At 64.1% G+C, this 24,861-nt stretch carries 20 protein-coding genes; 15 read left to right on the top strand and 5 right to left on the bottom strand.

Annotation, left to right across the window (positions count from 1 at the left end; genetic code table 11):
* The first annotated feature begins 242 nt into the window (after positions 1–242).
* Both hisD and hisC read left to right on the top strand, forming a co-directional pair.
* On the top strand, positions 243–1,562 hold the full coding sequence (gene hisD / locus PVZ72_RS18270) for a histidinol dehydrogenase (RefSeq protein ID WP_263259186.1): 1,320 nt from the start codon (positions 243–245) through the stop codon (positions 1,560–1,562).
* Positions 1,559–2,614: a histidinol-phosphate transaminase gene (hisC, locus tag PVZ72_RS18265; protein ID WP_273862651.1), complete on the top strand. Its 1,056-nt coding sequence runs from the start codon at positions 1,559–1,561 to the stop codon at positions 2,612–2,614. The genes hisD and hisC overlap by 4 nt, the downstream gene beginning before the upstream one ends.
* Positions 2,615–2,759: 145 nt before the next feature.
* Here the strand turns inward: hisC and PVZ72_RS18260 are convergent, their stop codons facing one another.
* Entirely contained in the window at positions 2,760–3,881 is a 1,122-nt protein-coding gene (locus tag PVZ72_RS18260; RefSeq protein ID WP_133859829.1) for a S1C family serine protease, read from the bottom strand.
* A 117-nt stretch (positions 3,882–3,998) separates the two neighbouring features.
* On the opposite strand from PVZ72_RS18260, the gene PVZ72_RS18255 reads away from it, so the two are divergent.
* The 3 genes from PVZ72_RS18255 (at position 3,999) to cysN (ending at position 7,737) form a co-directional block, all read left to right on the top strand.
* Positions 3,999–4,754 (top strand): Nif3-like dinuclear metal center hexameric protein, encoded by a 756-nt coding sequence (locus tag PVZ72_RS18255; protein ID WP_273862650.1) that lies wholly within the window; start codon positions 3,999–4,001, stop codon positions 4,752–4,754.
* Between the two features lie 165 nt (positions 4,755–4,919).
* The gene (gene cysD, locus PVZ72_RS18250) at positions 4,920–5,837 is read left to right on the top strand and encodes a sulfate adenylyltransferase subunit CysD (protein ID WP_007159501.1); all 918 of its coding nucleotides are present in this window, start codon (positions 4,920–4,922) and stop codon (positions 5,835–5,837) included.
* 1 nt (position 5,838) lies between these two features.
* Positions 5,839–7,737 carry a sulfate adenylyltransferase subunit CysN gene (cysN, locus tag PVZ72_RS18245; protein WP_273862649.1) on the top strand — a complete coding sequence of 633 codons (1,899 nt, stop codon included), beginning with the start codon at positions 5,839–5,841 and terminating at the stop codon, positions 7,735–7,737.
* 51 nt (positions 7,738–7,788) lie between these two features.
* Here the strand turns inward: cysN and PVZ72_RS18240 are convergent, their stop codons facing one another.
* Entirely contained in the window at positions 7,789–8,103 is a 315-nt protein-coding gene (locus PVZ72_RS18240; protein WP_273862648.1) for a hypothetical protein, read from the bottom strand.
* A 211-nt stretch (positions 8,104–8,314) separates the two neighbouring features.
* Between PVZ72_RS18240 and PVZ72_RS18235 the strand changes: the two genes are divergently transcribed.
* On the top strand, positions 8,315–9,949 hold the full coding sequence (locus tag PVZ72_RS18235) for a Na+/H+ antiporter (protein WP_273862647.1): 1,635 nt from the start codon (positions 8,315–8,317) through the stop codon (positions 9,947–9,949).
* Here PVZ72_RS18235 and dapC read toward each other — a convergent pair.
* From dapC to map, 3 genes are read right to left on the bottom strand one after another with little or no spacing between them, the layout of a single operon-like run.
* Positions 9,946–11,139, bottom strand: a complete 1,194-nt coding sequence (gene dapC / locus PVZ72_RS18230) for a succinyldiaminopimelate transaminase (protein ID WP_273862646.1) — start codon at positions 11,137–11,139, stop codon at positions 9,946–9,948. The genes PVZ72_RS18235 and dapC overlap by 4 nt on opposite strands.
* 39 nt (positions 11,140–11,178) lie before the next feature.
* Entirely contained in the window at positions 11,179–13,881 is a 2,703-nt protein-coding gene (locus PVZ72_RS18225; protein WP_133859823.1) for a [protein-PII] uridylyltransferase, read from the bottom strand.
* A 10-nt stretch (positions 13,882–13,891) separates the two neighbouring features.
* Positions 13,892–14,674, bottom strand: coding sequence for a type I methionyl aminopeptidase (gene map, locus PVZ72_RS18220; RefSeq protein WP_133859822.1), 783 nt, complete (start codon positions 14,672–14,674; stop codon positions 13,892–13,894).
* A 286-nt stretch (positions 14,675–14,960) separates the two neighbouring features.
* On the opposite strand from map, the gene rpsB reads away from it, so the two are divergent.
* The 9 genes from rpsB (at position 14,961) to bamA (ending at position 24,845) form a co-directional block, all read left to right on the top strand.
* Complete coding sequence (gene rpsB, locus PVZ72_RS18215) at positions 14,961–15,698, top strand: 30S ribosomal protein S2 (RefSeq protein ID WP_133859821.1); 738 nt, start codon at positions 14,961–14,963, stop codon at positions 15,696–15,698.
* Between the two features lie 131 nt (positions 15,699–15,829).
* Positions 15,830–16,699 (top strand): translation elongation factor Ts, encoded by an 870-nt coding sequence (gene tsf, locus PVZ72_RS18210; RefSeq protein ID WP_187978696.1) that lies wholly within the window; start codon positions 15,830–15,832, stop codon positions 16,697–16,699.
* 192 nt (positions 16,700–16,891) lie between these two features.
* Positions 16,892–17,635, top strand: coding sequence for a UMP kinase (gene pyrH / locus PVZ72_RS18205; protein WP_017639054.1), 744 nt, complete (start codon positions 16,892–16,894; stop codon positions 17,633–17,635).
* Complete coding sequence (gene frr, locus PVZ72_RS18200) at positions 17,632–18,189, top strand: ribosome recycling factor (RefSeq protein ID WP_133859819.1); 558 nt, start codon at positions 17,632–17,634, stop codon at positions 18,187–18,189. Before pyrH ends, frr begins: the two co-directional genes overlap by 4 nt.
* 18 nt (positions 18,190–18,207) lie before the next feature.
* Positions 18,208–18,957: a polyprenyl diphosphate synthase gene (uppS, locus tag PVZ72_RS18195; RefSeq protein ID WP_166655864.1), complete on the top strand. Its 750-nt coding sequence runs from the start codon at positions 18,208–18,210 to the stop codon at positions 18,955–18,957.
* The gene (locus PVZ72_RS18190) at positions 18,957–19,772 is read left to right on the top strand and encodes a phosphatidate cytidylyltransferase (RefSeq protein ID WP_273862645.1); all 816 of its coding nucleotides are present in this window, start codon (positions 18,957–18,959) and stop codon (positions 19,770–19,772) included. Before uppS ends, PVZ72_RS18190 begins: the two co-directional genes overlap by 1 nt.
* Positions 19,769–20,950, top strand: a complete 1,182-nt coding sequence (gene ispC / locus PVZ72_RS18185) for a 1-deoxy-D-xylulose-5-phosphate reductoisomerase (RefSeq protein ID WP_273862644.1) — start codon at positions 19,769–19,771, stop codon at positions 20,948–20,950. The genes PVZ72_RS18190 and ispC overlap by 4 nt, the downstream gene beginning before the upstream one ends.
* Positions 20,951–21,016: 66 nt before the next feature.
* Positions 21,017–22,369 carry a sigma E protease regulator RseP gene (gene rseP / locus PVZ72_RS18180; protein WP_273862643.1) on the top strand — a complete coding sequence of 451 codons (1,353 nt, stop codon included), beginning with the start codon at positions 21,017–21,019 and terminating at the stop codon, positions 22,367–22,369.
* 73 nt (positions 22,370–22,442) lie between these two features.
* On the top strand, positions 22,443–24,845 hold the full coding sequence (gene bamA / locus PVZ72_RS18175) for an outer membrane protein assembly factor BamA (protein ID WP_273862642.1): 2,403 nt from the start codon (positions 22,443–22,445) through the stop codon (positions 24,843–24,845).
* The last annotated feature ends 16 nt before the right edge of the window (positions 24,846–24,861 follow it).

Genomic DNA, 24,861 nt, shown 5'->3' with positions numbered 1-24,861 from the left:
ACTCGTTCGCGAGCCCGGTCCGCTTCCTCAGCCATTTTCGCGGGGCCGCCTAGGCCTTGTTTGTCTCGAGCTCGCGAGACTTTGAACAGGCTCTGGGTCCTGGCCGGCAGGTTAATGCCGGCCCGGACCGCTTCCATCCCTCCAGCTTCGCCTATCCGTGCCATAGCCAAATTGTCGGGCGCCCACACGGAGCCGGCTGTTACTCTCGGGCGCCCCTTTCGCTCTCCTGAAGAGGATCCGCCATGACCGCTCCGCTCGCCATCCGCCGACTCGCCGCTGCCGCTCCGGATTTCGCCGAGCATCTGGATCATCTGCTGAGCTGGGAAGGGGTGTCCGACGCCGACATCAACCAGCGGGTCCTGGCGATCATCGCCGACGTCCGTCATCAGGGCGATCAGGCCCTGCTGGAATACACCCGGCGCTTCGACGGTGTCGAAACGACCTCGATGAGCGATCTCATCCTGCCGCGTGCGCGTCTGGAAGAAGCCCTGACCCGGATCACGCCGGAGCAGCGCACCGCCCTGGAAGCCGCCGCCGAGCGCGTCCGTCGTTATCATGAAAAGCAGCGCCAGGATTCCTGGCAGTACCAGGAGGCCGATGGCACCGTGCTTGGCCAGCAGGTCACCCCGCTGGACCGTGCCGGTCTCTATGTGCCGGGGGGCAAGGCCTCCTATCCGTCCTCGGTGCTGATGAACGCCATTCCCGCCAAGGTCGCCGGCGTGCGCGAGGTGGTCATGGTGGTGCCGACGCCCCGCGGCGAGGTCAATGAACTGGTGCTGGCCGCTGCGGCCCTGGCCGGTGTCGATCGCGTCTTCACCATTGGCGGCGCCCAGGCCGTGGCCGCCCTGGCCTATGGCACCGAAAGCGTACCGCCGGTGGACAAGATCGTCGGTCCCGGCAACATCTATGTCGCCACCGCCAAGCGCCACGTGTTCGGCAAGGTCGGCATCGACATGATCGCCGGCCCGTCGGAGATCCTGGTGGTCTGCGATGGCCAGACCGATCCCGACTGGATCGCCATGGACCTGTTCTCCCAAGCCGAGCACGACGAGGACGCCCAGGCCATCCTGGTCAGTCCGGACGCCGCCTTCCTCGACGCCGTGGCGGCCAGCATTGCCCGCCTGTTGCCGGAGATGGAGCGCGCCGACATCATCCGCGCCTCCCTGGAAGGGCGGGGTGCCCTGATCCAGGTTACCGACATGGCCCAGGCCATCGAGGTGGCCAATCGCATCGCCCCCGAACACCTGGAACTGTCCGTCGCCGAGCCCGAGCAATGGCTGCCCAAGATCCGCCACGCCGGCGCCATCTTCATGGGGCGCTACACCGCCGAGGCCCTGGGCGACTACTGCGCCGGTCCCAACCATGTGCTGCCGACGTCGGGCACCGCGCGCTTCTCCTCGCCCCTGGGCGTATACGACTTCCAGAAGCGTTCCTCGATCATCCACTGCTCGGCCGCTGGCGCTTCCGCGCTGGGCCGGGTCGCCTCGGTCCTGGCGCGTGGCGAGTCCCTGACCGCCCACGCCCGCAGCGCCGAATACCGCATTCAGGAGGAGCAGGCATGAGCGAACTCTGGAGTCCCTTCGTCAAGAATCTGGTGCCCTATGTGCCCGGTGAGCAGCCCAAGCTGACCAACCTGGTCAAGCTCAACACCAACGAGAATCCCTACGGTCCGTCGCCGCGAGCGCTGGACGCCATCCGCGCCGCGGCCACCGACGACCTGCGCCTCTATCCCGACCCCAACGGCCAGGCGCTGAAGGACGCCGTCGCCTGCTACTACGGCATCCAGAGCGACCAGGTGTTTGTCGGCAACGGCTCGGACGAGGTGCTGGCGCACATCTTCCTGGGGCTGTTCGGCCATGGCCGACCCGTGCTGTTCCCGGACATCAGCTACAGCTTCTATCCGGTCTATTGCGGCCTCTACGACATCGCCTTCGAGACCCCGGCGCTGGACGAGGATTTCCAGATCGTCCCCGAGGACTATCTGCGCCCCAATGGCGGCATCATCTTCCCCAACCCCAATGCACCAACCGGCAGCGCCCTGGCGCTGGACGCCATCGAGCGCATCGTCGCCGGCAATCCGACCTCGGTGGTGGTGGTGGACGAAGCCTATGTCGACTTCGGGGCGGAGTCGGCGGTTGCCCTGATCGAGCGCCATGCCAATCTGGTGGTGACCCAGACGCTGTCCAAGTCCCGTTCCCTGGCCGGTCTGCGGGTAGGCCTGGCCATGGGTCAGGCGCCGCTGATGGAGGCCCTGGAGCGGATCAAGAACAGCTTCAACTCCTATCCGCTGGATCGCCTGGCCCTGGCCGGCGCGACCGCTGCCTTCGAGGATCGCGCCTATTTCGACGAGACCTGCCGGCAGGTGGTCGAAAGTCGCGAAGCCCTGGTCGGCCAGTTGCTGGAGCGCGGCTTCGAAGTCCTGCCCTCGGCCGCCAACTTCATCTTCGCCCGTCATGTGCAGAAGGGCGGGGCGGTGCTGGCCGCGGGCTTGCGCGAGCATGGCGTCATCGTGCGCCACTTCAGCCGTCCCGAACGCATCGCCGACTTCCTGCGCATCACCATTGGTACGCCCGTGCAGAATCAGGCGTTGATCACGGCCCTCGATACCCTCTGAGCTTAGGCTCTGTTCGAAAAGTTGCCGGGCGATGGTCAAGCGAGGCGAAAAGCGCTGAGGAAGCGGAGTTTACGAATGGTAAATGAGCATTCCGAAGCGCTTTTCAACGAAGCATCACCGAGCGTAGGCACTTTACGTATAGAGCCTAGCGTGCCTTCTCCATCAGGGGACGCAGCCCGACGGTAACCTTGACCTGCACGGTCTTGTCCTGGCGCAGCACCTCGATGGGGATGCTGTCGCCGGGTTGCTTGCGGGCGATCTGGTTCATCGCCAGCCGGCCGTCCCTGATCGGTTGGCCGGCCAGCTTGACCAGCACGTCGCCGGCACGCAGACCGCCCTTGTGCGCCGGTCCTTCCGGATCGATATCGGTCACCACGATGCCCTGGTCGACCTTGAGGCCGTAGGTCTTGACCAGCTCTGGCGTGATGACTTCCACTGCCACCCCCAGCCAGCCGCGGATAACCTGGCCATGCTGGATGATCGAGCGCATGACCTCCATGGCCAGCTTGATCGGGATGGCGAAGCCGATGCCCTGGGAGCCGCCGGAAAGGATGGCGGTGTTGATGCCGATCAGATTGCCGTTGGCATCCACCAGCGCTCCGCCCGAATTGCCCAGGTTGATCGCCGCATCGGTCTGGATGAAGTCCTCGTAGGTATTGAGACCCAGCTGGTTGCGGCCGGTGGCGCTGATGATACCCATGGTCACCGTCTGGCCGACGCCGAAGGGATTGCCGATGGCCAGCACCACGTCGCCGATGCGGATGGCGGTCGAATCGCCCACCGAAATGGCCGGCAGGTTGGGCAGGTCGATCTTGAGCACGGCGAGGTCCGTGGCCGGATCGTTGCCGATCAGCTTGGCCAGGGTCTGACGCCCGTCGGCGAGCGCCACCACGATGGATTCGGCATCGAGGGTCACGTGGTTGTTGGTCAGCAGATAACCGTCATGGCTCATCAGCACGGCCGAGCCCAGGCTGAGCTCCTCCACCGGTTTGGTCACACCCTTGCGGTCACTGGCCGTGTCACCGGCCTTGCCCGGCTTGGCCGCCTTGGTCGAACGCAGCGACACCACCGCTGGCGCGGCGCGACTCGCCGCGTCGGCATAGGAGACCGGTCCCTGCTGGCGCGAATGCGCGGGCGCCTGGGCCGCCTCGAACAGCGGCGGCTGGGCGGGCAGGCCGAGCCATTGCGGATAGCGCTGCATGATCAGGGCTGCAACGAGCAGACCGCACAGCACGGGCCAGCCGAGATAACGCAAAGCCTTGTACATCGATCACATCCTTGAATTTGTCCACCCGGGGTGCGCCGGATAAGCTGGTGGGCATTATAAGGAGCGGCGCCACCCGAAGACACGCTGTGGCGCCGCCAGCGAGGAGGTAAGCCGTCCGTGACCCTGTCCCTTGATCAACTGGTGGAGACCGCCGACCGCTACCTGGAGTCGGCCCGGATCCAGGATTATTGCCCCAATGGCCTGCAGGTCCAGGGCCGCGAGCAGGTGCATCTGCTGGTCAGTGGCGTCACCGCCTCCCAGCAACTGCTGGACGCCGCCGTGGCGGCCGGGGCCGATGCCATCCTGGTGCACCACGGCTATTTCTGGAAAAACGAGGACGCCCGCCTTATCGGCATGAAGCACCGGCGGATCAAGACGCTGCTGAGCCACGACATCAGCCTGCTGGCCTATCACCTGCCGCTGGACGTCCATCCCGAGGTGGGCAACAACGTCCAACTGGGTCGCCGCCTGGGTCTGCAGGATATCCGACCGCTGCCGGGTGATGCCAAGGGACTGATCTGGCAAGGCGAATTGCCGCAGCCACGGTCCGCCGCGGACTTCGCTCGGCAGGTGGCGCTTGTGCTGCAACGCGAGCCGCTGGTGGTCGACGGCGGGCGGTCGATCCGGCGCCTGGCCTGGTGCACCGGCGGTGCCCAGGGCTACATCGATCAGGCCATTGCCGCGGGAGTGGATGCCTATCTCACCGGTGAGGTGTCCGAGCAGACGGTGCACAGTGCCCGCGAGAACGGGGTGAGTTTCTTTGCCGCCGGCCACCATGCCACCGAGCGCTATGGCGTCCAGGCGCTGGGCGACTTTCTGGCCGCGCAGCTGGGCATCGAGCATCGCTTCATCGACTGCGACAATCCCGCCTGAGCGTCATAAGCATATAACTTCTGGATCTAGATGGCCTGGCGGGCCATAACCGTTGCCTATGGTAAGGTTGAGGTTCGTCCACGGCCCGCTCTGTCCGGTGTGTCCAGTCGACTGGATGCCGCAACGGACATCTCCTAGGCCACCTTTCTGCAATCGTGAGTAGCCATGCTCGACAAACAGACGCACCTCAAACAGCTTGAGGCGGAAAGCATCCACATCATCCGTGAAGTGGCCGCCGAGTTCGACAACCCGGTCATGCTGTATTCCATCGGCAAGGATTCGGCCGTGATGCTGCACCTGGCCCGCAAGGCCTTCTTTCCCGGCAAGCTGCCGTTCCCGGTACTCCACGTGGACACCGGCTGGAAATTCCAGGCCATGTACGAATTCCGCGATCGCATGGTCGCCGACATGGGTCTCGATCTGCTGGTGCACAAGAATCCGGAAGGGGTCGCTCAGGGCATCAATCCCTTCACCCATGGCAGCGCCAAGCACACCGACATCATGAAGACCCAGGGCCTCAAGCAGGCGCTGGACAAGTACGGCTTCGACGCGGCCTTCGGCGGCGCGCGCCGCGACGAGGAGAAGTCTCGCGCCAAGGAGCGCGTCTATTCCTTCCGCGACAGCAAGCACCGCTGGGATCCCAAGAACCAGCGTCCCGAGCTGTGGAACATCTACAACGGCAAGACCAACAAGGGCGAGTCGATCCGCGTCTTTCCGCTGTCCAACTGGACCGAGCTGGACATCTGGCAGTACATCTATCTCGAAGGCATCCCGATCGTGCCGCTGTACTTCGCCGCCGAGCGCGAGGTGATCGAGAAGAACGGCACCCTGCTCATGATCGACGACGACCGCATCCTCGAACACCTCTCGCCCGAGGAGAAGGCACGCATCCACAAGCGCCAGGTGCGCTTCCGTACCCTCGGCTGCTACCCCCTGACCGGCGCGGTGGAGTCCCAGGCGACCACGCTGACGGACATCATCCAGGAGATGCTGCTCACCCGCACCTCCGAACGCCAGGGCCGGGTCATCGACCACGATGGCGCCGGATCCATGGAAGAGAAGAAACGTCAGGGGTATTTCTAAGATGTCGCACCAATCCGATCTGATCGGCCAGGACATCCTGGCCTACCTCGCGCAGCACGAACGCAAGGAGCTGCTGCGCTTCCTCACCTGCGGCAATGTCGACGACGGCAAGAGCACCCTGATCGGGCGCCTGCTGCACGACTCCAAGATGATCTACGAGGATCACCTGGAAGCCATCACCCGCGATTCCAAGAAGGTGGGGACCACCGGCGAGGAGGTCGACCTGGCGCTGCTGGTGGACGGCCTGCAGGCCGAGCGCGAACAGGGCATCACCATCGATGTGGCCTATCGCTATTTCTCCACCGCCAAGCGCAAGTTCATCATCGCCGACACCCCCGGCCATGAGCAGTACACCCGTAACATGGCCACCGGTGCCTCCACCTGCGACCTGGCGATCATCCTGGTCGACGCCCGCTACGGCATCCAGACCCAGACTCGTCGGCACAGCTACATCGCCTCGCTGCTGGGTATCAAGCACATCGTGGTCGCCATCAACAAGATGGACCTGCTGGGCTTCGACGAAGCGGTGTTCGAGCGTATCAAGGACGACTACCTGGCCTTCGCCCAGCGCATCGAGCTGAACGCCAAGGACATCCACTTCGTGCCCATGTCGGCGCTCAAGGGCGACAACGTGGTCAATCGCAGCGAGCAGACGCCCTGGTACAGCGGCAAGCCGCTGATGGAGATCCTCGAAAGCGTCGAGATCGCTGCGGATCGCAACCTCGACGACCTGCGCTTCCCGGTGCAGTACGTCAACCGGCCCAACCTCAACTTCCGCGGGTTCGCCGGGACCCTGGCCTCGGGCGTGGTCACCAAGGGCGATGCCGTGGTGGTCCTGCCGTCGGGCAAGGGCAGCCGGGTCAAGTCCATCGTCACCTACGAAGGTGAGCTGGAGCAGGCGGGTCCTGGCCAGGCGGTGACCCTGACCATGGAGGACGAGATCGACATCTCCCGTGGCGATGTCCTGGTGCATGCCGACAATCGTCCGCAGGTGACCGACAGCTTCGAGGCCATGCTGGTGTGGATGGCCGAGGAGCCCATGCGCCCGGGCAAGAAGTACGACATCAAGCGCGCCACCAGCTATGTGCCGGGTTCGCTGCCGAGCATCGTGCACACGGTGGACGTCAACACCCTGGAGCACGGCGCGGCCAGCGAACTCAAGCTCAACGAGATCGGCCGGGTCAAGGTGGCCCTGGATACCGCCATCGCCCTGGACGGCTATGGCGTCAACCGCACCACCGGTGCCTTCATCGTCATCGATCGCCTGACCAATGGCACCGTGGGCGCCGGCATGATCATCGCCGAACCGGTGGGCGCTACCGGCCACGGCCAGGGTGCGCATCAGTTGCACGTCGCCACCAGCGAGCGGGCGGCGCGTTTCGGTCAGCAGCCCACCACGGTGCTCTTTACCGGTCTTTCCGGTGCCGGCAAGACCACCCTGGCCTATGCGCTGGAGCGTCGGCTGTTCGATGCCGGGCGTGCGGTCTTCGTGCTGGACGGCCAGAACCTGCGCCACGACCTGAACAAGGGGCTGCCGCAGGATCGCGCCGGTCGTCGCGAGAACTGGTTGCGCGCCGCCCAGGTGGCCCGCCAGTTCAACGAGGCTGGCCTGATCGCCCTGGCTGCCTTCGTTGCACCCGATGCCGAGAGCCGGGCCCAGGCCCAGGCACTGATCGGCGCCGAGCGGCTGCTGACCGTGTATGTCAAGGCATCGCCCAAGGCCTGTGCCGAGCGCGATCCCCAGGGGCTCTATGCGGCCGGTGGTGACAATATCCCGGGCATCTCCTTCGCCTACGATTCCCCGGAAGACGCCGATCTGGTGCTCGACACCGAGCAGCTGTCGGTGGAGGAGGGCGTCCAGCAGATCCTCGACGTCCTGCGTCGGCGTCAGGTGATCTAGGGCGTTCAGTCATGAAAAAACCCGCCTCTCGGCGGGTTTTTTCATGGGCCTTTACCAGCGCGGGGGCGGGCCGTAATAGTAGGCGCCAGGCGGCGGGCCGTAGTACACGGGGCGCGGCTCCACCACGCGATATTCGTAGACCGGTGCCGGTTCGTAATAGACCACGCGCGGCGGAGGCGGCGGCGGTGGCCCTTCGACATAGACTGGCTCGCGGGCGTAGGAATGGGAGACGATGGCTCCGCCAACCACGGCGCCCACTACGGCACCGAGAAAGGCCGGACCGGGGCCACGACTGTGGGCGGACGCCTGACCGGCGATGGCGAGGCAACCGGCAAGCACCACGACTTGAGTGATGCGACGTAGCATGATCATTCTCCTGCAACCCGGGGATATGAAACCGGGTATGTCTATCAGACCGCAAGGGCGGCGAGTCGCCTAGATCGACACGGGTAAAGTTTGGGTAAAACCAAATACGGGGACATCAGTCCCAACAACTCGAGGTCGACGTGTCCCCACTCCCGCGGGATGCATCTCCTGTATCTGGTACCGCGACCGGTACCCTGACCACGAGACCACCGTGCAGATTCTCTATACCGCTCTGATCCTCCTGCTGATGGTGGGTGCCACCCGTCTCAGCGTCCATCTCATTCCCATACCGCTGCCCCTGATCCAGGTGGTGGTTGGCGCCTTGCTCGCCTGGCCCACCCTGGGGCTGCATGTCGCCCTGGACCCCGAACTCTTCCTGCTGCTGTTCATCCCGGCATTGCTGTTCTCCGATGGCTGGCGCATGCCCAAGCGGGAGTTCTGGCGCCTGCGCCGACCGATCTTCGTCCTGGCCTTCGGCCTGGTGTTCCTCACGGTGCTGGGCGCCGGCTGGTTCCTGCACTGGATGTTGCACCTGCCCTGGGCGGTGGCCTTCGCCCTGGCGGCGGTACTGTCGCCCACCGATGCCGTGGCGGTCTCCAGCATCGTCCGCGGCCGGCTGCCCAGCGCCCTGCTGCACGTCATCCAGGGCGAGGCCCTGCTCAATGACGCCTCGGGTCTGGTGACCTTCAAGTTCGCCGTGGCGGCGGCCCTGACCGGCGCCTTTTCGCTGAGCCAGGCCAGTCTGGAATTCGTCATCGTCGCGGTGGGCGGCGTACTGGTCGGCGGGGTGCTGAGCTGGCTGGTCGGCCAAGCGCGCGCCTGGATGGTGGTGAAGCGCGGCTGGAGCGACGCCGCGCCCCATGTCGTCTTCATGCTGTTGCTGCCCTTCGCCGCCTATGTGCTGGCGGAGCGACTGGGCGTTTCCGGCATCCTGTCCGCCGTGGCCGCCGGAATGATGCAGAGCCGGGTCGACATGCTGCCCCGCCAGACCGCTACCCGCCTGCTCAATCACAGCGTCTGGGGGCTGGTGGAGTTCGCCTTCAACGGCCTGGTGTTCCTGATCCTGGGTCTGCAGCTGCCCGACATCCTGGCGGCCGCGCTGCCGGCCTCCCAGGCGCTCTGGCCGGCCGCGGGCTGGCTGACGCTCTATGTGCTGGGTGCCTACGGGGTGATCATGGCCATTCGCTTCGGGGTCATCCTCGGCTACTGGCACCTGACCCAGCCTGGCAGCGGGCCCATCACCATCGCGGGCGACCCCCGCCTGATCGCCGCCATCGCCTCGCTCAGCGGGGTCCGTGGTGCCGTGACCCTGGCCGGTGTGCTCTCGCTGCCGCTGCTGCTCTCGGATGGCACGCCCTTTCCCCTGCGTGACATCCTGGTGTTCATCGCCGCGGGCGTGATCCTGCTGTCACTGGTGGTGGCTAGCATCGGGATTCCGTTGCTACTGGCGCGCTTGCCGGAGCAGTCCAATGACCTGCTGGAGCGGGAGCGTTGCGAGGTGCGAATCAATGCCGCCCGAGCCGCCATAGCGGCGCTGGAAGACGTGGCATCGAGCGATGCCGACGAGCCGGCGCGGGCCGCGCTGCAGGCGGAGATCAAGGCCGGCATCATCGCCGAATTCCGCGACGAACTGAGTTCCGCCGATGACAGCGAGGATGCCCGTTCCCTGGCGCGGCTGAGGGATACCCTGGATGGCGAGCTGCGCCTGCTCGCCATCCGCGCCCAGCGCCGCGAACTCTATCGGTTGCGTATCGCCGGGGTAATCGATGACCTGGTGGTCAGCGAATTCCTGCGTGAGCTGGACATCCAGGAGACCGCGCTGATGCGCGATCAGGGCAACCGCTAGCCCTGGCAGAAGCGGCAGATGCGCTCCGCCGCCTCCACGCACTCGGCCAGGGGCGCGACCAGCGCCATGCGGATCCGACCGGCGCCCGGATTGACGCCCGCGACGTCCCGCGACAGGTAGGAGCCCGGCACCACGGTCACGTGTTCGCGGGCGAACAGATCGCGGGCGAAGGCTTCGTCATCGACCGGTGTCCGGGCCCAGAGATAGAAGCCGCCATCCGGCAGCGACACTTCCAGGCTGCCCTGCAGGATATCCAGCACGGCGGCGAATTTCTGCCGATAGAGCTCGCGGTTCTCACGGACATGGGTCTCGTCGCGCCAGGCCACGGCACTGGCCTTCTGAACCTGCACCGGCATGGCGCAGCCGTGGTAGGTGCGATAGAGCAGGAAGCGCTTGAGAATGGCGGCATCGCCCGCGACGAAGCCCGATCTCATGCCCGGCAGATTGGAGCGCTTGGACAGGCTGTGGAAGACCACGCAGCGGGCGAGGTCGCTGCGACCCAGTTCGGCGCAGGCGGTAAGCAGGCCGGGCGGCGGGCTGGCTTCGTCGAAATAGAGTTCGCTGTAGCACTCGTCGGCGGCGATCACGAAGTCATAGCGATCGGCCAGGGCGATGAGCTTTTTCAGCGTCGCCACCGGCAGCAGGGCACCGGTAGGGTTGCCGGGTGAGCACAGGAACAGCAGTTGGCAGCGCTGCCAGACCGCGTCCGGCACACTGTCGAAATCGGGATTGAAGCCCTTGTCCGCCAGGCAAGGCAGGTAGTGGGGCTCGGCGCCGGCGAGCAGGGCCGCGCCTTCGTAGATCTGATAGAAGGGGTTGGGACTCAGCACCAGACCCGCCTGGCTGCGATCCACCACCGCCTGGGTAAAGGAGAACAGCGCCTCCCGGGTACCGGTCACCGGCAGCACGTGACGCGCCGGATCCAGCCAGCCCGCGGGTACGCCGAAGCGCTGGCCGGCCCAGCTGGCGATGGCCTCGCGCAACTCGGCGATGCCAAGGGTGGTTGGGTAGACCGCCAGCTGATCCAGGTTGGCGGTCAGGGCCTCGGCGACGAAGGCCGGTGACGGGTGCTTGGGCTCGCCGATCGACAACGGAATCGGCTTGAGCGCCGCCGGCGGGGTCACGCCAGCGAGGAGGGCGCGCAGCTTCTCGAACGGATAGGGCTGCAGCAGGTCGAGGGTGGGATTCATCGTCGGGTGGTCCTTCGTTCGAGGCGTTAGATCAGGGAGCTAGATGCTGATACGACTGAGCGGCGGCGTCTGGCTGTCCGGCTCGCGCAGCTGTTTGATCAGGGCCTGCTGCAGGGCGCTGCAGAGGCCGGGATCCGCCAGCGGACGACCCTCGGCGTCGGTGACGTAGAAGACGTCTTCCACGCGTTCGCCGAGGGTGGCGATCTTGGCGTTGAGCACGGACAGGTCGAAGTCGAGGAAGATCCGCCCCACCCGCGCCAGCAGTCCGGGTCGATCCGGTGCCGTCAGTTCGATCAGGCTCGCCGAGCGCGTGGTGTCGGTGTAGATGTTCACCTGGGGCGAGAAGGCGAAATGCTTGAGCTGGCGGGTCACGCGGCGGTTGATGATGCTCGGGTATTCCTCGGGATGCTTGAGCGCCTCGATCAGGCCACCGCGGATCTGGGCAATCCGCGCGGGATTGTTGCCGATCGAGCCGCCATCGGTATCCAGCACGATGTAGGTGTCCAGGGTGAACTGGCTGCTGGAGGTAATGATGCGCGCGTCCTGAATGTTCAGGTTGAGCTGGTCCATCACCGCCACGGTCACCGCGAAGAAATCGTGCTGGTCCGCGGCATAGATGAAGATCTGGGTGCCACCTTCGGAATCGCGCTGGGTGGTCTCGCGGATCAGCACCAGCGGCTCGGCGGTATCGCCATGGCCGAGGATGGCCTCGGTGTGCCAGGCGACGTCCAGCGCGGTATGCCGCAGGAAATAGGTGTCGCCCAGCTGCGACCAGAGCTGCTCGGCGTCATCGGCATCGATGCCGCGCCGCATCAGGGTGTCCAGCGCCGATTGCTGGGTGCTGCGGATCTGCTCTTCGCGATTGACCGGATTTTCCAGGCCGCGCCGCAGGGCGCGCTTGGTCTCGGTATAGAGCTGGCGCAGCAGGGTCGCGCGCCAGGAATTCCACAGCGACGGATTGGTCGCGGTGATGTCGGCCACGGTGAGGACGTACAGATAGTCCAGGTGGGTGTGATCTCCGACCGTCAGGGCGAAATCGTGAATCACCTGGGGGTCGGAGAGATCCTTGCGCTGGGCGGTGGTGGACATCACCAGGTGATTGCGCACCAGCCAGCTGACCAGGCGGGTATCCCATTCCGGCAGCTGGTGGCGCCGGCCGAAGGCTTCGACGTCTGCCGCGCCCAGTTCCGAGTGATCGCCACCCCGGCCCTTGGCGATGTCGTGGTAGAGCCCGGCGATGTAGATCAGCTCAGGCTTGGGCAGCTTGTGGATCACCCGCGTCGCCAGCGGATACTTCTCCGCCAGGACGTCGTAACTCATCTTGCGCAGATGCTTGATGAGATTGAGGGTGTGGGCGTCCACCGTATAGATGTGGAAGAGGTCATGCTGCATCTGGCCGACGATCTGGCCGAATTCGGGCAGGTAGAGTCCCAGCAGGCCGTAGCGATTCATCCGCCGCAGGTTGCGATGGATGCCGGATTCGCTCTTGAGCAGTTCGATGAAGAGGCTGGTGTTGCGGATGTCCTGGCGAAAGGCATCGTCGATGAGGTGACGGCTGTCGCGCAGCAGACGGATAGTGCCGGCACTAGGTCCCTTGATCGCGGGATTCTGCGCCAGCAGCACGAACAGCTCCATCAGCGCGAAGGGGGTGCGCAGGAATACCTGGGGGTGCACCACCTCCAGGTAACCGTTGCGGATCTGGAATCTGTTGTTGAGCGGGGTCACCGCCACCGGTACCTGCTCGTCGCGCAGATTCACTTCCTCGAAGTGCTGCATGACCACATCGCTGAGCTGGGACACGTCCATCACCACCCGGTAGTACTTCTGCATGAAGCGCTCTACCGCCAGCTTGGCGTCGTTGTCCTCGTAGCCGAGCAGGCTGGCGATGCGCCGCTGGTGGTCGAACAGCAGCCGATCCTCGGCGCGCCCGGCCAGCATGTGCAGGGCATAGCGGACCTTCCACAGGTATTCCTGCGCCGAGATCAGCAGGCTGCATTCGCTTTCGGTCAGGAAGCCCTGGCCTACCAGCGCCTGCAGGTTGAGGGTGCCGAACTGCCGCCGGGCGATCCACAGCAGCGTCTGGATGTCGCGCAAGCCGCCGGGCGAACCCTTCACGTTGGGTTCGAGGTTGTATTCGGTGTCGTTGTACTTGGCGTGCCGCGCACTCTGCTCGGCGCGCTTGGCCAGATAGAAGGCGCGTCCCGGCCAGAGGTGCTCGACACTCGTGGCCGCCAGCATCGCCTGGCGCAGGTGCTCGGGGCCGGCGAGGGTACGGCTTTCCATCAGGTTGGTGATCACCGTCAGGTCGGCCAGGGCTTCGGTGGTGCATTCGCGCAGGGATCTGACGCTCTGCCCCACGGCCAGGCCCACGTCCCACAGCAGGGTCAGGAAGCCCTCGATGGATTCGCGGAAGCGTTCCTGTTCCTCCTCGGCCAGCAGGATCAGCAGGTCGATGTCCGAGTGCGGATGCAGCTCACCGCGGCCATAGCCGCCCACCGCGAGCAGGGCGATGCCATCCTCCGGCCAACTGAAGCGATTCCAGGCGGCGATCAGCATCTGGTCGATGAACCAGGCGCGATCCTCGACCAGCCGGCGCACGCTGCGGCCCGCCATGAAGCGGGCATCGAGAGTGGCGTTCGCGGCCCGGATGAATTTCTTGAAGGCCGCGAGAGGGCTGGCTTTCAGCGAAAGCTCAGCCTGGAACTGACCGGCGTCGAACAACTCCGAATCGACCTGGGGCATGGGCGCTCACTCACGCAGAAACGCGGGGAAAGGTTTCGTCCTTGCGCAGGGTCAGGATCTCGTAACCCTCTTCGGTGACCAGCACCGTGTGTTCCCACTGCGCGGACAACTTGCGGTCCTTGGTGATGGCGGTCCAGCCATCGCCCAGCAGGCGGGTCTCGTAGCGGCCCTGGTTGATCATCGGCTCGATGGTGAAGATCATCCCGGCCTGCAGTTCGAGGCCCGTCCCGGCACGGCCGTAGTGCACCACCTGCGGCTCCTCGTGGAAGCCCTTGCCGATCCCGTGGCCGCAGTATTCGCGAACCACCGAGAAGCCGTTCTTCTCGGCGTGCTTCTGGATCACTTCGCCGATATCGCCCAGCCGCGCGCCGGGGCGCACCAGGTCGATGCCCTTGTAGAGGCATTCCTGGGTGACCTGGCAGAGCCGGTCGGCCCACTCGGGCACGTCGCCCACCAGGTACATCTTGCTGGTGTCGCCGTGGTAGCCATCTTTGATGACGGTGATGTCCACGTTCATGATGTCGCCGCTCTTGAGCGGCTTGTCATTGGGAATGCCGTGGCAGACCACGTGGTTCAGCGAGGTGCAGATGGATTTCGGATAGCCCTTGTAGTTCAGCGGGGCGGGGATGGCCTGCTGCACGTTGACGATGTAGTCGTGGGCCAGCCGATCCAGTTCTTCGGTGGTGATGCCGGGACGCACGTGTTCGTCCAGCATTTCGAGCACTTCGGCGGCCAACTGGCCGGCGATGCGCATCTTGGCGATGTCTTCAGGGGTCTTGAGGATGACGGTCATCGGAAATCTCTAGGTATCACGCCGGGTGTCAGCTTTCGATCCGCTATTCTATCAGAGCCGGCGCCCGCGCTGTGGCTGCCGGCGGTACCCCGGACCTCCGGCATGCGGCAATCGCCGCTGGTGGTATCCGGCAGGGCGTGATATAAAGTCGCGCGCTTTTTCGGGGCTATGCCCTTCAGCGCTCCTAACCCCACACACGCATCGACACGATGACCTGGGTGCTTCCCGATGGGAAGTTGGTCATTGGGATGCGTGGAGGCCCAACCCGACTACGAGGAACATCTAAATGTCTCAAGTCTCCATGCGTGACATGCTGAAAGCCGGCGTGCATTTCGGCCACCAAACCCGTTACTGGAACCCGAAGATGGGTAAGTACATCTTCGGCGCGCGTAACAAGATCCACATCATCAACCTCGAAAAGACCCTGCCGATGTTCAACGAGGCCCTGACCTTCGTTGAGCGCCTGGCGTCCGGCAAGAACAAGATCCTGTTCGTCGGCACCAAGCGCGCCGCCGGCAAGATCGTTCGCGAAGAAGCCGCGCGTTGCGGTCAGCCCTTCGTTGATCATCGCTGGTTGGGCGGCATGCTGACCAACTACAAGACCATCCGTGCCTCGATCAAGCGTCTGCGTGATCTGGAAGTCCAGTCCCAGGACGGTACTTTCGACAAGCTGACCAAGAAAGAAGCCCTGATGCGTACCCGCGACCTCGAAAAGCTCGAGCGCAGCCTGGGCGGTATCAAGGACATGGGCGGTCTGCCGGATGCCCTGTTCGTGGTCGACGTTGACCACGAGCGCATCGCCATCACCGAAGCCAACAAGCTGGGCATCCCGGTCATCGGCGTCGTCGATACCAACAGCAGCCCGGAAGGTGTTGACTACATCATCCCCGGCAACGATGACGCCTTCCGCGCCGTTACTCTGTACCTGAGCAGCGTTGCCGATGCCGTGATCCGTGGCGGCAGCAATGGCGGTGCCAACGAGCAATTCGTCGAAGAACCCGCTGCCGAAGCCGTCGAGGGCTGAGCATTTCGACCCTAGGGTCGAGCGGTTCGACGTGCGAGAAGGGGGCCTAGCCCCCTTTTTGCCTACTGGCGTTTCATTGGCTCCGCCTGCGTGCGGAGTGACCTCGAAACCGATTCAAGAGGATTTCAAACATGGCAGAAATCACTGCAGCCCTGGTCAAAGAACTGCGCGAGCGCACCGGCCAAGGCATGATGGATTGCAAGAAGGCCCTGACCGCTGCCGGTGGCGACATCGAGAAAGCCATCGACGACATGCGTGCCGCTGGCGCCATCAAGGCTGCCAAGAAAGCCGGTAACGTGGCTGCCGAAGGTTCCATCGCGGTCAAGGTCGCTGACGACCACAAGGCTGCCGTCATCATCGAAGTCAATTCCCAGACCGATTTCCTGGCTCTGCAGGACGACTTCAAGGGCTTCGTCGCCGCCAGCCTGGACAAGGCCTTCGCCGAGAAGATGAGCGATGCCGCTCCGCTGATCGCCGCTCAGGAAAGCGCCCGTGAAGCGCTGGTCGCCAAGTGCGGCGAGAACGTCAACATCCGTCGCCTGACCCGTGTCGAAGGCGATGTCGTTGGCGCCTACCTCCACGGTCACCGCATCGGTGTGGTCGTTACCCTGCAGGGTGGCACCGCCGAACTGGCCAAGGAAATCGCCATGCACGTCGCGGCGAGCAATCCTCAGTTCCTGAATCCCTCCCAGGTTTCCGAAGAAGCTGTCGCCAAGGAAAAGGAAATTTTCCTGGCGCTGAATGCCGACAAGATCGCCGGTAAGCCGGAAAACATCGTGGAGAACATGGTCAAGGGTCGTATCAACAAGTTCCTGGCCGAAGCCAGCCTGGTTGAGCAGCCCTTCATCAAGGATCCGGAAGTCAAGGTCGGTGAGCTGGCCAAGAAGGCCGGCGCCGAAATCGTTTCCTTCGTGCGTTACGAAGTAGGCGAAGGCATCGAGAAAGCTGAAGTCGACTTCGCTGCCGAAGTCGCTGCCCAGCTGGCTGCCAGCAAGCAGTAAGACCGGCATCCGCCGTTGACCAGGAGGCCGCCCGCTTCGAGCGCGCGGCCTCTTTGTCAAATTGGAAGGCAGGTCTGATTTCTGCTCTTCCAAGGAGTTTTTTGCCGATTGGAGTGAACGCAACTGCGGTTGCGCTTTCCTATCGCAGGATCAAAATCCCCCGCACATGTTCATCGCCACAGGAGAGAGTGAATGGCACAGCAGATGAGTGGTCGCCAACCCCGTTACAAGCGTATTCTGCTGAAGCTCAGTGGCGAAGCCCTGATGGGAAGTGAAGACTTCGGGATCGATCCGAAGGTGCTGGATCGCATGTCGCTGGAGATCGGCCAGTTGGTGGGCATCGGTGTCCAGGTCGGTCTGGTGATTGGCGGTGGCAACCTGTTCCGCGGTGCGGCGCTGTCCGCCGTGGGTATGGACCGGGTGACCGGCGACCACATGGGCATGCTGGCTACCGTGATGAACGCCTTGGCCATGCGCGACGCCTTGGAGCGTTCCAACATTCCTGCCACGGTGATGTCCGCCATTTCCATGGTCGGCGTGACCGACCAGTACGACCGCCGCAAGGCCCTGCGTCAGTTGAAGGACGGCGAAGTCGTCATCTTCTCCGCCGGTACCGGCAATCCGTTCTTTACCACCGATTCCGCCGCCTGCCTGCGGGCCATCGAGGTCGAAGCCGATCTGGTGCTCAAGGCCACCAAGGTGGATGGTGTATACACGGCAGATCCCTTCAAGGATCCCAACGCCGAAAAATTCGAGCGTCTGACCTACGACGAGGTGCTCGACCGCAAGCTGGGTGTCATGGATCTCACGGCCATCTGTCTCTGCCGTGATCACAACATGCCCTTGCGGGTTTTCAACATGAACAAGCCCGGCGCCCTGCTCAATATCGTGGTGGGCGGAGGTGAGGGCACCCTGATCGAGGAGGGAGCAGCATGATCAACGAGATCAAGAAGGATGCGCAGACGCGCATGACCAAGACCCTGGAAGCCCTGGGCCACGCCTTTGCCAAGATCCGTACCGGACGCGCTCATCCGAGCATTCTGGATAGCGTCATGGTGTCCTACTACGGCAGCGATACCCCGCTGCGTCAGGTGGCCAACGTCACCGTCGAGGATTCGCGGACCCTGGCCCTGAGCGTGTTCGACAAGAGCATGATCCAGGCGGTCGAGAAGGCCATCATGACCTCCGACCTGGGCCTCAACCCGGCCACCGCCGGTACCACCATTCGCGTGCCGATGCCGGCGCTGACCGAAGAGACCCGCAAGGGCTTCACCAAGCAGGCGCGCTCCGAGGCCGAGCAGGCGCGCGTTTCCGTGCGCAACATCCGCCGCGATGCCCTGGCTCAGCTCAAGGATCTGCTCAAGGAAAAGGAAATCAGTGAAGACGAGGATCGTCGCGCTCAGGATGAAGTCCAGAAGCTGACTGATAAATTCGTCGCCGAGGTGGACAAGGCTCTGGAGGCCAAGGAAGCCGACTTGATGGCTGTTTGACAACGGTTGGGATGTAACATGGGCATGAGCAAGCCAGGCAAGGTGGTGCCGCGTCACGTGGCGATCATCATGGATGGGAACAATCGCTGGGCGCGCCGACGGTTGCTGCCGGGCGTCGCCGGTCACAAGGCCGGAGTGGACGCCGTGCGCGCGGTCATCGAGGTGTGTGGCGATGCGGGCGTCGAGGTGCTGACGCTGTTCGCCTTCTCCAGCGAGAACTGGCGGCGTCCGGCCGACGAGGTCGGCGCTCTGATGGAGCTCTTCCTTTCCGCCCTGCGGCGGGAGGCCAAGAAGCTGCACCAGAACGGCATCCGGCTGCGCATCATCGGCGATCGCTCGCTGTTCCATCCGGAACTGCAGGCAGCCATGGCGGAAGTCGAGGCACTCACTGCCCATCACACCCGGTTCGTGCTGCAGATTGCCGCGAACTACGGGGGGCAGTGGGACATCACCCAGGCCGCCCAGCAGCTGGCGCTGCAGGTTCAGCAGGGCACGCTGCAGCCGGGTGAGATCACTTCCGAGCTGTTGCAAGGCCGTCTGGCGACGGCCGACCTGCCACTGCCCGATCTGTGCATCCGCACCGGCGGCGAGAGGCGGGTAAGCAACTTCCTGCTCTGGCAGATCGCCTATGCCGAGCTGTATTTCTCCGACCTGTTCTGGCCGGACTTCAAGCACGAGGCCATGCGTGCCGCGCTGGCCGACTTCGCCACCCGCCAGCGGCGGTTCGGTCGGACCTGCGAACAGGTGGAAGCGGAGCTACGCGCCTAATGTTGAAGCAGCGAGTTATCACGGCGATGGTGCTCCTGCCCATCGCCCTGGCCGGATTTTTCTGGCTGGAAGGGGCGACCTTCGCCCTGTTCATCGGTGCGGTCGTGGTCCTGGGTGCCTGGGAGTGGGCGCGCCTGGCGGGGCTGGAAACCCAGCCGCTGCGTTGCGCCTATGCCGCCGTGATCGCGCTGGCGCTGCTGCTCTGCTGGTGGTTGCCCGGCGGTGCTCATGGTCTGCTGTTCATCAGTCTGGCCTGGTGGCTCTATGCGACCGTGCTGGTGCTTACCTATCCCGACAGCGCCCGGGCCTGGCAGGCTTCCTGGCGGCGTCTGCTGATCGGTCTGGTGGTGCTGGTTCCGGCCTGGCAGGGGCTGATGCTGCTCAAGGTGGCACCGGGTGGCAATCTGCTGATTCTCGAAGTGATGATGCTGGTGTGGCTGGCCGACATCTTCGCCTATTTCTCCGGGCGGGCCTTCGGCAAGCGCAAGCTGGCGCCGGCCGTGAGTCCGGGCAAAAGCTGGGAAGGCCTCTACGGCGGCCTGGCCGCCGCGCTGGTGGCGACCCTGGTGCTCGGCCTGGTGCGTGGCTGGGGGCTGGGTGATCTCTTGCAGGCGCTCATCGGCGCCGCCTGCGTGGTGCTGATCTCCGTGGTCGGCGATCTCACCGAGAGCATGTTCAAGCGCCAGGCCGGACTCAAGGACAGCAGTCAGCTGCTGCCCGGACACGGTGGCGTGCTGGATCGCATCGACAGCCTCACGGCCGCCGTTCCGTTGTTTGCCCTGCTGCTCTGGTGGGCTGGCTGGGGTGTTCAGTGAGTCTCCAGCAGCTTTGCGTGCTGGGTGCGACCGGCTCCATCGGCGCCAGCACCCTGGATGTCGTGGCCCGGTATCCCGATCGCTATCGAATCTTCGCCCTCAGCGGACATCGTCGGCTGAAGGAGCTGGCTGACCTTTGCCGGCGTTTCCAGCCGATCTATGCGGCCGTGCCTGACCAGGCCTCCGCCGAGCAGTTGGCTGGCCTGCTGCAGGATGTCGAGCAGCGCCCCGAGATCCTGGTGGGGGAGGGTGGCCTGGAGGCTATCGCGGCTCATTCGGAGGTCGATACCGTCATGGCGGCGATCGTCGGCGCGGCGGGTCTGAAGCCGACGTTGGCTGCGGTCAAGGCCGGCAAGCGCGTGCTGCTGGCCAACAAGGAAGCCCTGGTCATGAGCGGCGCGCTCTTCATCGAGGCGGTGCAGGCCAGTGGCGCGACCCTGCTGCCCATCGACAGCGAGCACAATGCGATTTTCCAGTGCCTGGCCGATCCGGCGACTCCGGGGTTGGCCCGTAAGGGTGTGCGTCGAATCTTGCTCACGGCCTCGGGCGGTCCGTTCCGTGAGACACCGGCCGAAGAGCTGATCGGCGTGACACCGGACCAGGCCTGTGCCCATCCCAAGTGGTCGATGGGGCGCAAGATTTCGGTGGATTCGGCCACCCTGATGAACAAGGGGCTGGAGCTCATCGAGGCCTGCTGGCTGTTCGAGGCGACGCCGGAGCAGGTCGAGGTGGTCATCCATCCCCAGAGCGTGATCCATTCGCTGGTGGACTACGTGGATGGGTCAGTGCTGGCCCAGCTGGGCAATCCCGATATGCGCACGCCGATCGCCCATGCCCTGGCCTGGCCCGAGCGGATCGACTCCGGTGTTGCGGCGCTGGATCTGTTCGAGATCGGCCGCCTCGACTTCGAGCGGCCCGACGAAGAGCGCTTTCCCTGTCTGCGCCTGGCGCGAGAGGCGGCTCAGGCGGGCGGTTGCATGCCGGCGACGCTCAACGCGGCCAACGAGATCGCCGTCGAAGCCTTTCTCGAAGGGCGGCTGGGCTTCACCGAGATCCCCCTGCTGATCGAAGCGGTCCTCAAGGGTGTCGAGCCCGGTGCGGCCACTGATCTCGCTGCGGTCTTCGCGGCCGACAACACCGCTCGGCGGCTGGCTGGGGAGTGGCTGTCGAGACGCTGATCCCGCGCCTCGACACCTGGCCTGCGAGTCCGCAGAATCTGCACACTGAGGTAGCGGAGGCAGCCAATGTCCATCCTTTATACGATACTGGGAACCCTGATCGCCCTGGGCGTGCTGGTGACCATCCACGAGTATGGCCATTTCTGGACGGCGCGCCGTTGCGGCGTCAAGGTCCTGCGTTTTTCCGTAGGTTTCGGCAAGCCGCTGTTGCGCTGGCACGACCGTCAAGGCACCGAATTCGTGGTGGCCGCGATCCCGCTGGGCGGTTACGTGAAGATGCTGGACGAGCGCGAAGCGCCGGTGGCGCCCGAAGAGCAGCATGCGGCCTTCAATCGCAAGACGGTCCGCCAGCGTATCGCCATCGTCGCCGCCGGACCGATCGCCAATTTCCTGCTTGCCATCCTGTTCTTCTGGCTGCTGGCCATGCTTGGCTCCCAGCAGCCGCGCCCGGTCGTGGGAGCGATCGCGCCCGATACTCCGGCTGCCACCGCGGGCATTCCCGTCGGCGCAGAGTTGACCGCGGTCGATGATGCGGCGGTAGACAGCTGGTCGGCGGTCAATCTGCGGCTGGTCGATCGCCTGGGTGAAAGCGGTCCGCTGCGCCTGAGCTACCGGGTGCCGGGCACCACCGCCGAACAGAGCAGCGTCATCCAGCTCGATGCCTGGTTGCGTGGTGCGGAAGATCCCGATCCGATCCAGGCCCTGGGCCTGAAACCCTGGCGACCGCAGATTCCGGCGGTCTTCGCCGAGCTCGATCCGGCCGGCCCGGCGAAAGCGGCCGGCCTGCAGGCGGGAGACCGCCTGATCGCCCTGAACGATACTTCCATCGGCGACTGGCAACAGGCCGTGGACTGGGTACGGGCGCATCCCGGTCAGCAGGTCAGGCTGACCTATGAGCGCGAGGGCCAGCAACGGGACCTGACCCTGCGCCTGGGCGCGCGGCGCGTCGATTCCACCGAGAGCGGTTACCTCGGTGCGGGTGTGGCCCCGGTCAAGTGGCCAGCGGAAATGGTTCGCGAAATCAGCTATGGACCCGTGGCTGCCGTAGGCGAAGGTATCGGCCGAACCTGGCAGATGAGCGTGCTGACGCTGGTTTCCCTGAAGAAGATGCTCTTGGGAGAGCTGTCGGTAAAAAACTTGAGCGGGCCGATAACCATTGCTAAAGTGGCGGGCGCTTCAGCTCAGTCAGGCCTGGGGGATTTCCTCAATTTTCTGGCGTACCTGAGCATAAGCCTGGGGGTTCTGAATCTGTTGCCTATCCCTGTGCTCGACGGTGGTCATCTGGTCTTCTACTTCGTCGAGTGGATTCGCGGGCGGCCCTTGTCCGAGCGTGTACAGACATGGGGCATGCAGATCGGTATTAGCCTCGTCGTGGGTGTGATGCTGCTGGCCTTGGTCAATGACCTCGGTCGCCTCTGACACTCTGCTGATTGCCGAATCTGCCGCCCAGTGCGGCAGATTCTTTATTTGCCAGTTGGAATAAAAGGGACTCATGAAACGCCTGCTGCTACCTGCGGTAATAGCCGCGCTGATGATCGGCGAGGTACACGCCGAGTCCTTCACCATCTCCGATATCCGCGTCAACGGACTGCAACGAGTATCGTCCGGCAGCGTCTTCGGTGCCCTGCCGCTCAATGTCGGCGAGTCCGTCGACGACAACAAGTTGGCCGAAGCCTCGCGCTCGCTCTTCCGTACCGGATTCTTCCAGGACATCCAGCTGGGTCGTGACGGTAACGTCCTGGTCGTGAACCTGGTCGAGCGTCCCTCCATTTCCAGCATCACCCTGGAAGGCAACAAGGCGATCTCCAGCGACGACCTGATGAAGGGTCTCAAGCAGGCCGGCCTCGCCGAAGGCGAGATCTTCCAGCGTGCGACGCTGGAAGGCGTGCGCAATGAATTGCTGCGCCAGTACGTCGCCCAGGGCCGTTATTCGGCCAGCATCGACGCCGAAGTGGTGCCTCAGCCCCGTAATCGGGTGCAGCTGAAGATCACCATCAACGAGGGCGAGGTCGCGACCATCTCCCACGTCAACGTGGTGGGCAACACGGTCTTCCCCGAAGATGACCTCACCTCGCTGTTCGAGCTCAAGCCGAGCAACTGGTTGTCGTTCTTCCGTAACGATGACAAGTACTCCCGGGAAAAGTTGTCAGGTGACCTCGAGCGCCTGCGCTCCTATTACCTGGATCGTGGCTACATCAACATGGACATCACCTCGACCCAGGTGTCCATCACGCCCGACAAGAAGCACGTCTACATCACCGTCAACGTCAACGAAGGGCAGAAGTACACCGTTCGTGAAGTCAAGCTGTCCGGCGACCTCAAGGTGCCGGAGGAAGAGCTGCGCAAACTGATGCTGGTCCAGCCTGGCCAGGTCTTCTCGCGCAAGGTCATGACCAGCACCTCGGATCTGATCACCCGCCGATTGGGCAACGAAGGCTATACCTTCGCCAACGTCAATGGTCTGCCCGAGCCCCATGACGACGATCACAGCGTGTCCCTGACCTATGTGGTCGATCCGGGCAAGCGTGCCTACGTCAATCGCATCAACTTCCGCGGCAACACCAAGACCGAGGACGAGGTGCTGCGTCGCGAGATGCGTCAGATGGAAGGCGGTTGGGCTTCCACCTATCTCATCGACCAGTCCAAGACCCGCCTCGAGCGCCTGGGCTACTTCAAGGAAGTCAAGGTCGAGACGCCCCAGGTACCGGGCACCGACGACATGGTCGACGTCAACTACAACGTCGAAGAGCAGCCGTCGGGCTCCATCACCGCCAGCATCGGCTTCGCTCAGAGCGCCGGTCTGATCCTCGGTGGTTCCATCAGCCAGAACAACTTCCTGGGCACCGGCAACCAGGTCAGCATCGGTCTGACCCGTTCCCAGTACCAGAGTCGCTACAACTTCAGCTTCACCGATCCCTACTTCACGCCGGACGGCGTGAGCCTGGGCTACAACATCTTCTATCGCAGCACCGACTACAGCAAACTGTACGACAGTGACGTCTCCTACTACTCGATCAACAGCCTGGGTACCGGTGTCACCCTGGGCTATCCGATCAGCGAGACCTCGCGCCTGACCTATGGTCTGAGCGTGCAGAACGACGAGATCAACCCCGGTACCTACAGTGCCGACGAGATCTACGATTTCGTCGAGCGCGAAGGGGACAACTTCACCAACTTCAAGGCCAGCATCGGCTGGTCGAGCTCGACGCTGAACCGTGGCGTCCTGCCGACCCGTGGCGCCTCTCAGAGCATGACCGGCCAGATCACCATCCCGGGTAGCGACCTGAGCTTCTACAAGCTCGACTATCGCGGCCAGCTGTTCACTCCGCTGACCGACACTACGGCGCTGCGCTTCCACACCGAGCTGGGCTATGGCGACAGCTATGGCAGTACCGACGGCCTGCCGTTCTATGAGAACTACTACGCGGGTGGCTTCAACTCGGTACGGGGCTTCGAGGACAGCAGCCTGGGTCCGCGGACTACACCGCCACGAATCAATCCAGCGACTGGTCAGACCAACTATGGGCCTCAGGGGCAGGGTTATCGTGACCGTGATAAGTCAGAGGCATTCGGTGGGAACGTCCTGATCACAGGCGGCGTGGAATACCTCTTCCCTCTGCCGTTCGTGAAGGATCAGAAATCGCTGCGTACCGTGTTGTTCTGGGACGTGGGTAATGTGTTCTCGACGGGCAACTGCTACAAGGCGGCTGATGGCGTCGGCGGTACATCGAATTGCGGAGATATCAGCCTCTCCAACATGGCCAGCTCCGTCGGCGTCGGCGTGACCTGGGTTACAGCCCTGGGCCCGCTGAGCTTCAGCCTGGGCGTCCCGGTCAAGAAGCCGGCCAACTCCGATCCGCAGGTCTTCCAGTTCTCGCTGGGTCAGACGTTCTGACCCAGGCAACACCTTT

This window comes from Pseudomonas sp. LA5 (assembly GCF_028640825.1).
GTDB lineage: Bacteria > Pseudomonadota > Gammaproteobacteria > Pseudomonadales > Pseudomonadaceae > Chryseomonas > Chryseomonas aestiva.
The sequence above is the reverse complement of the archived record's forward strand: the minus strand, read 5'-3'. Positions and strand labels throughout refer to the sequence as shown.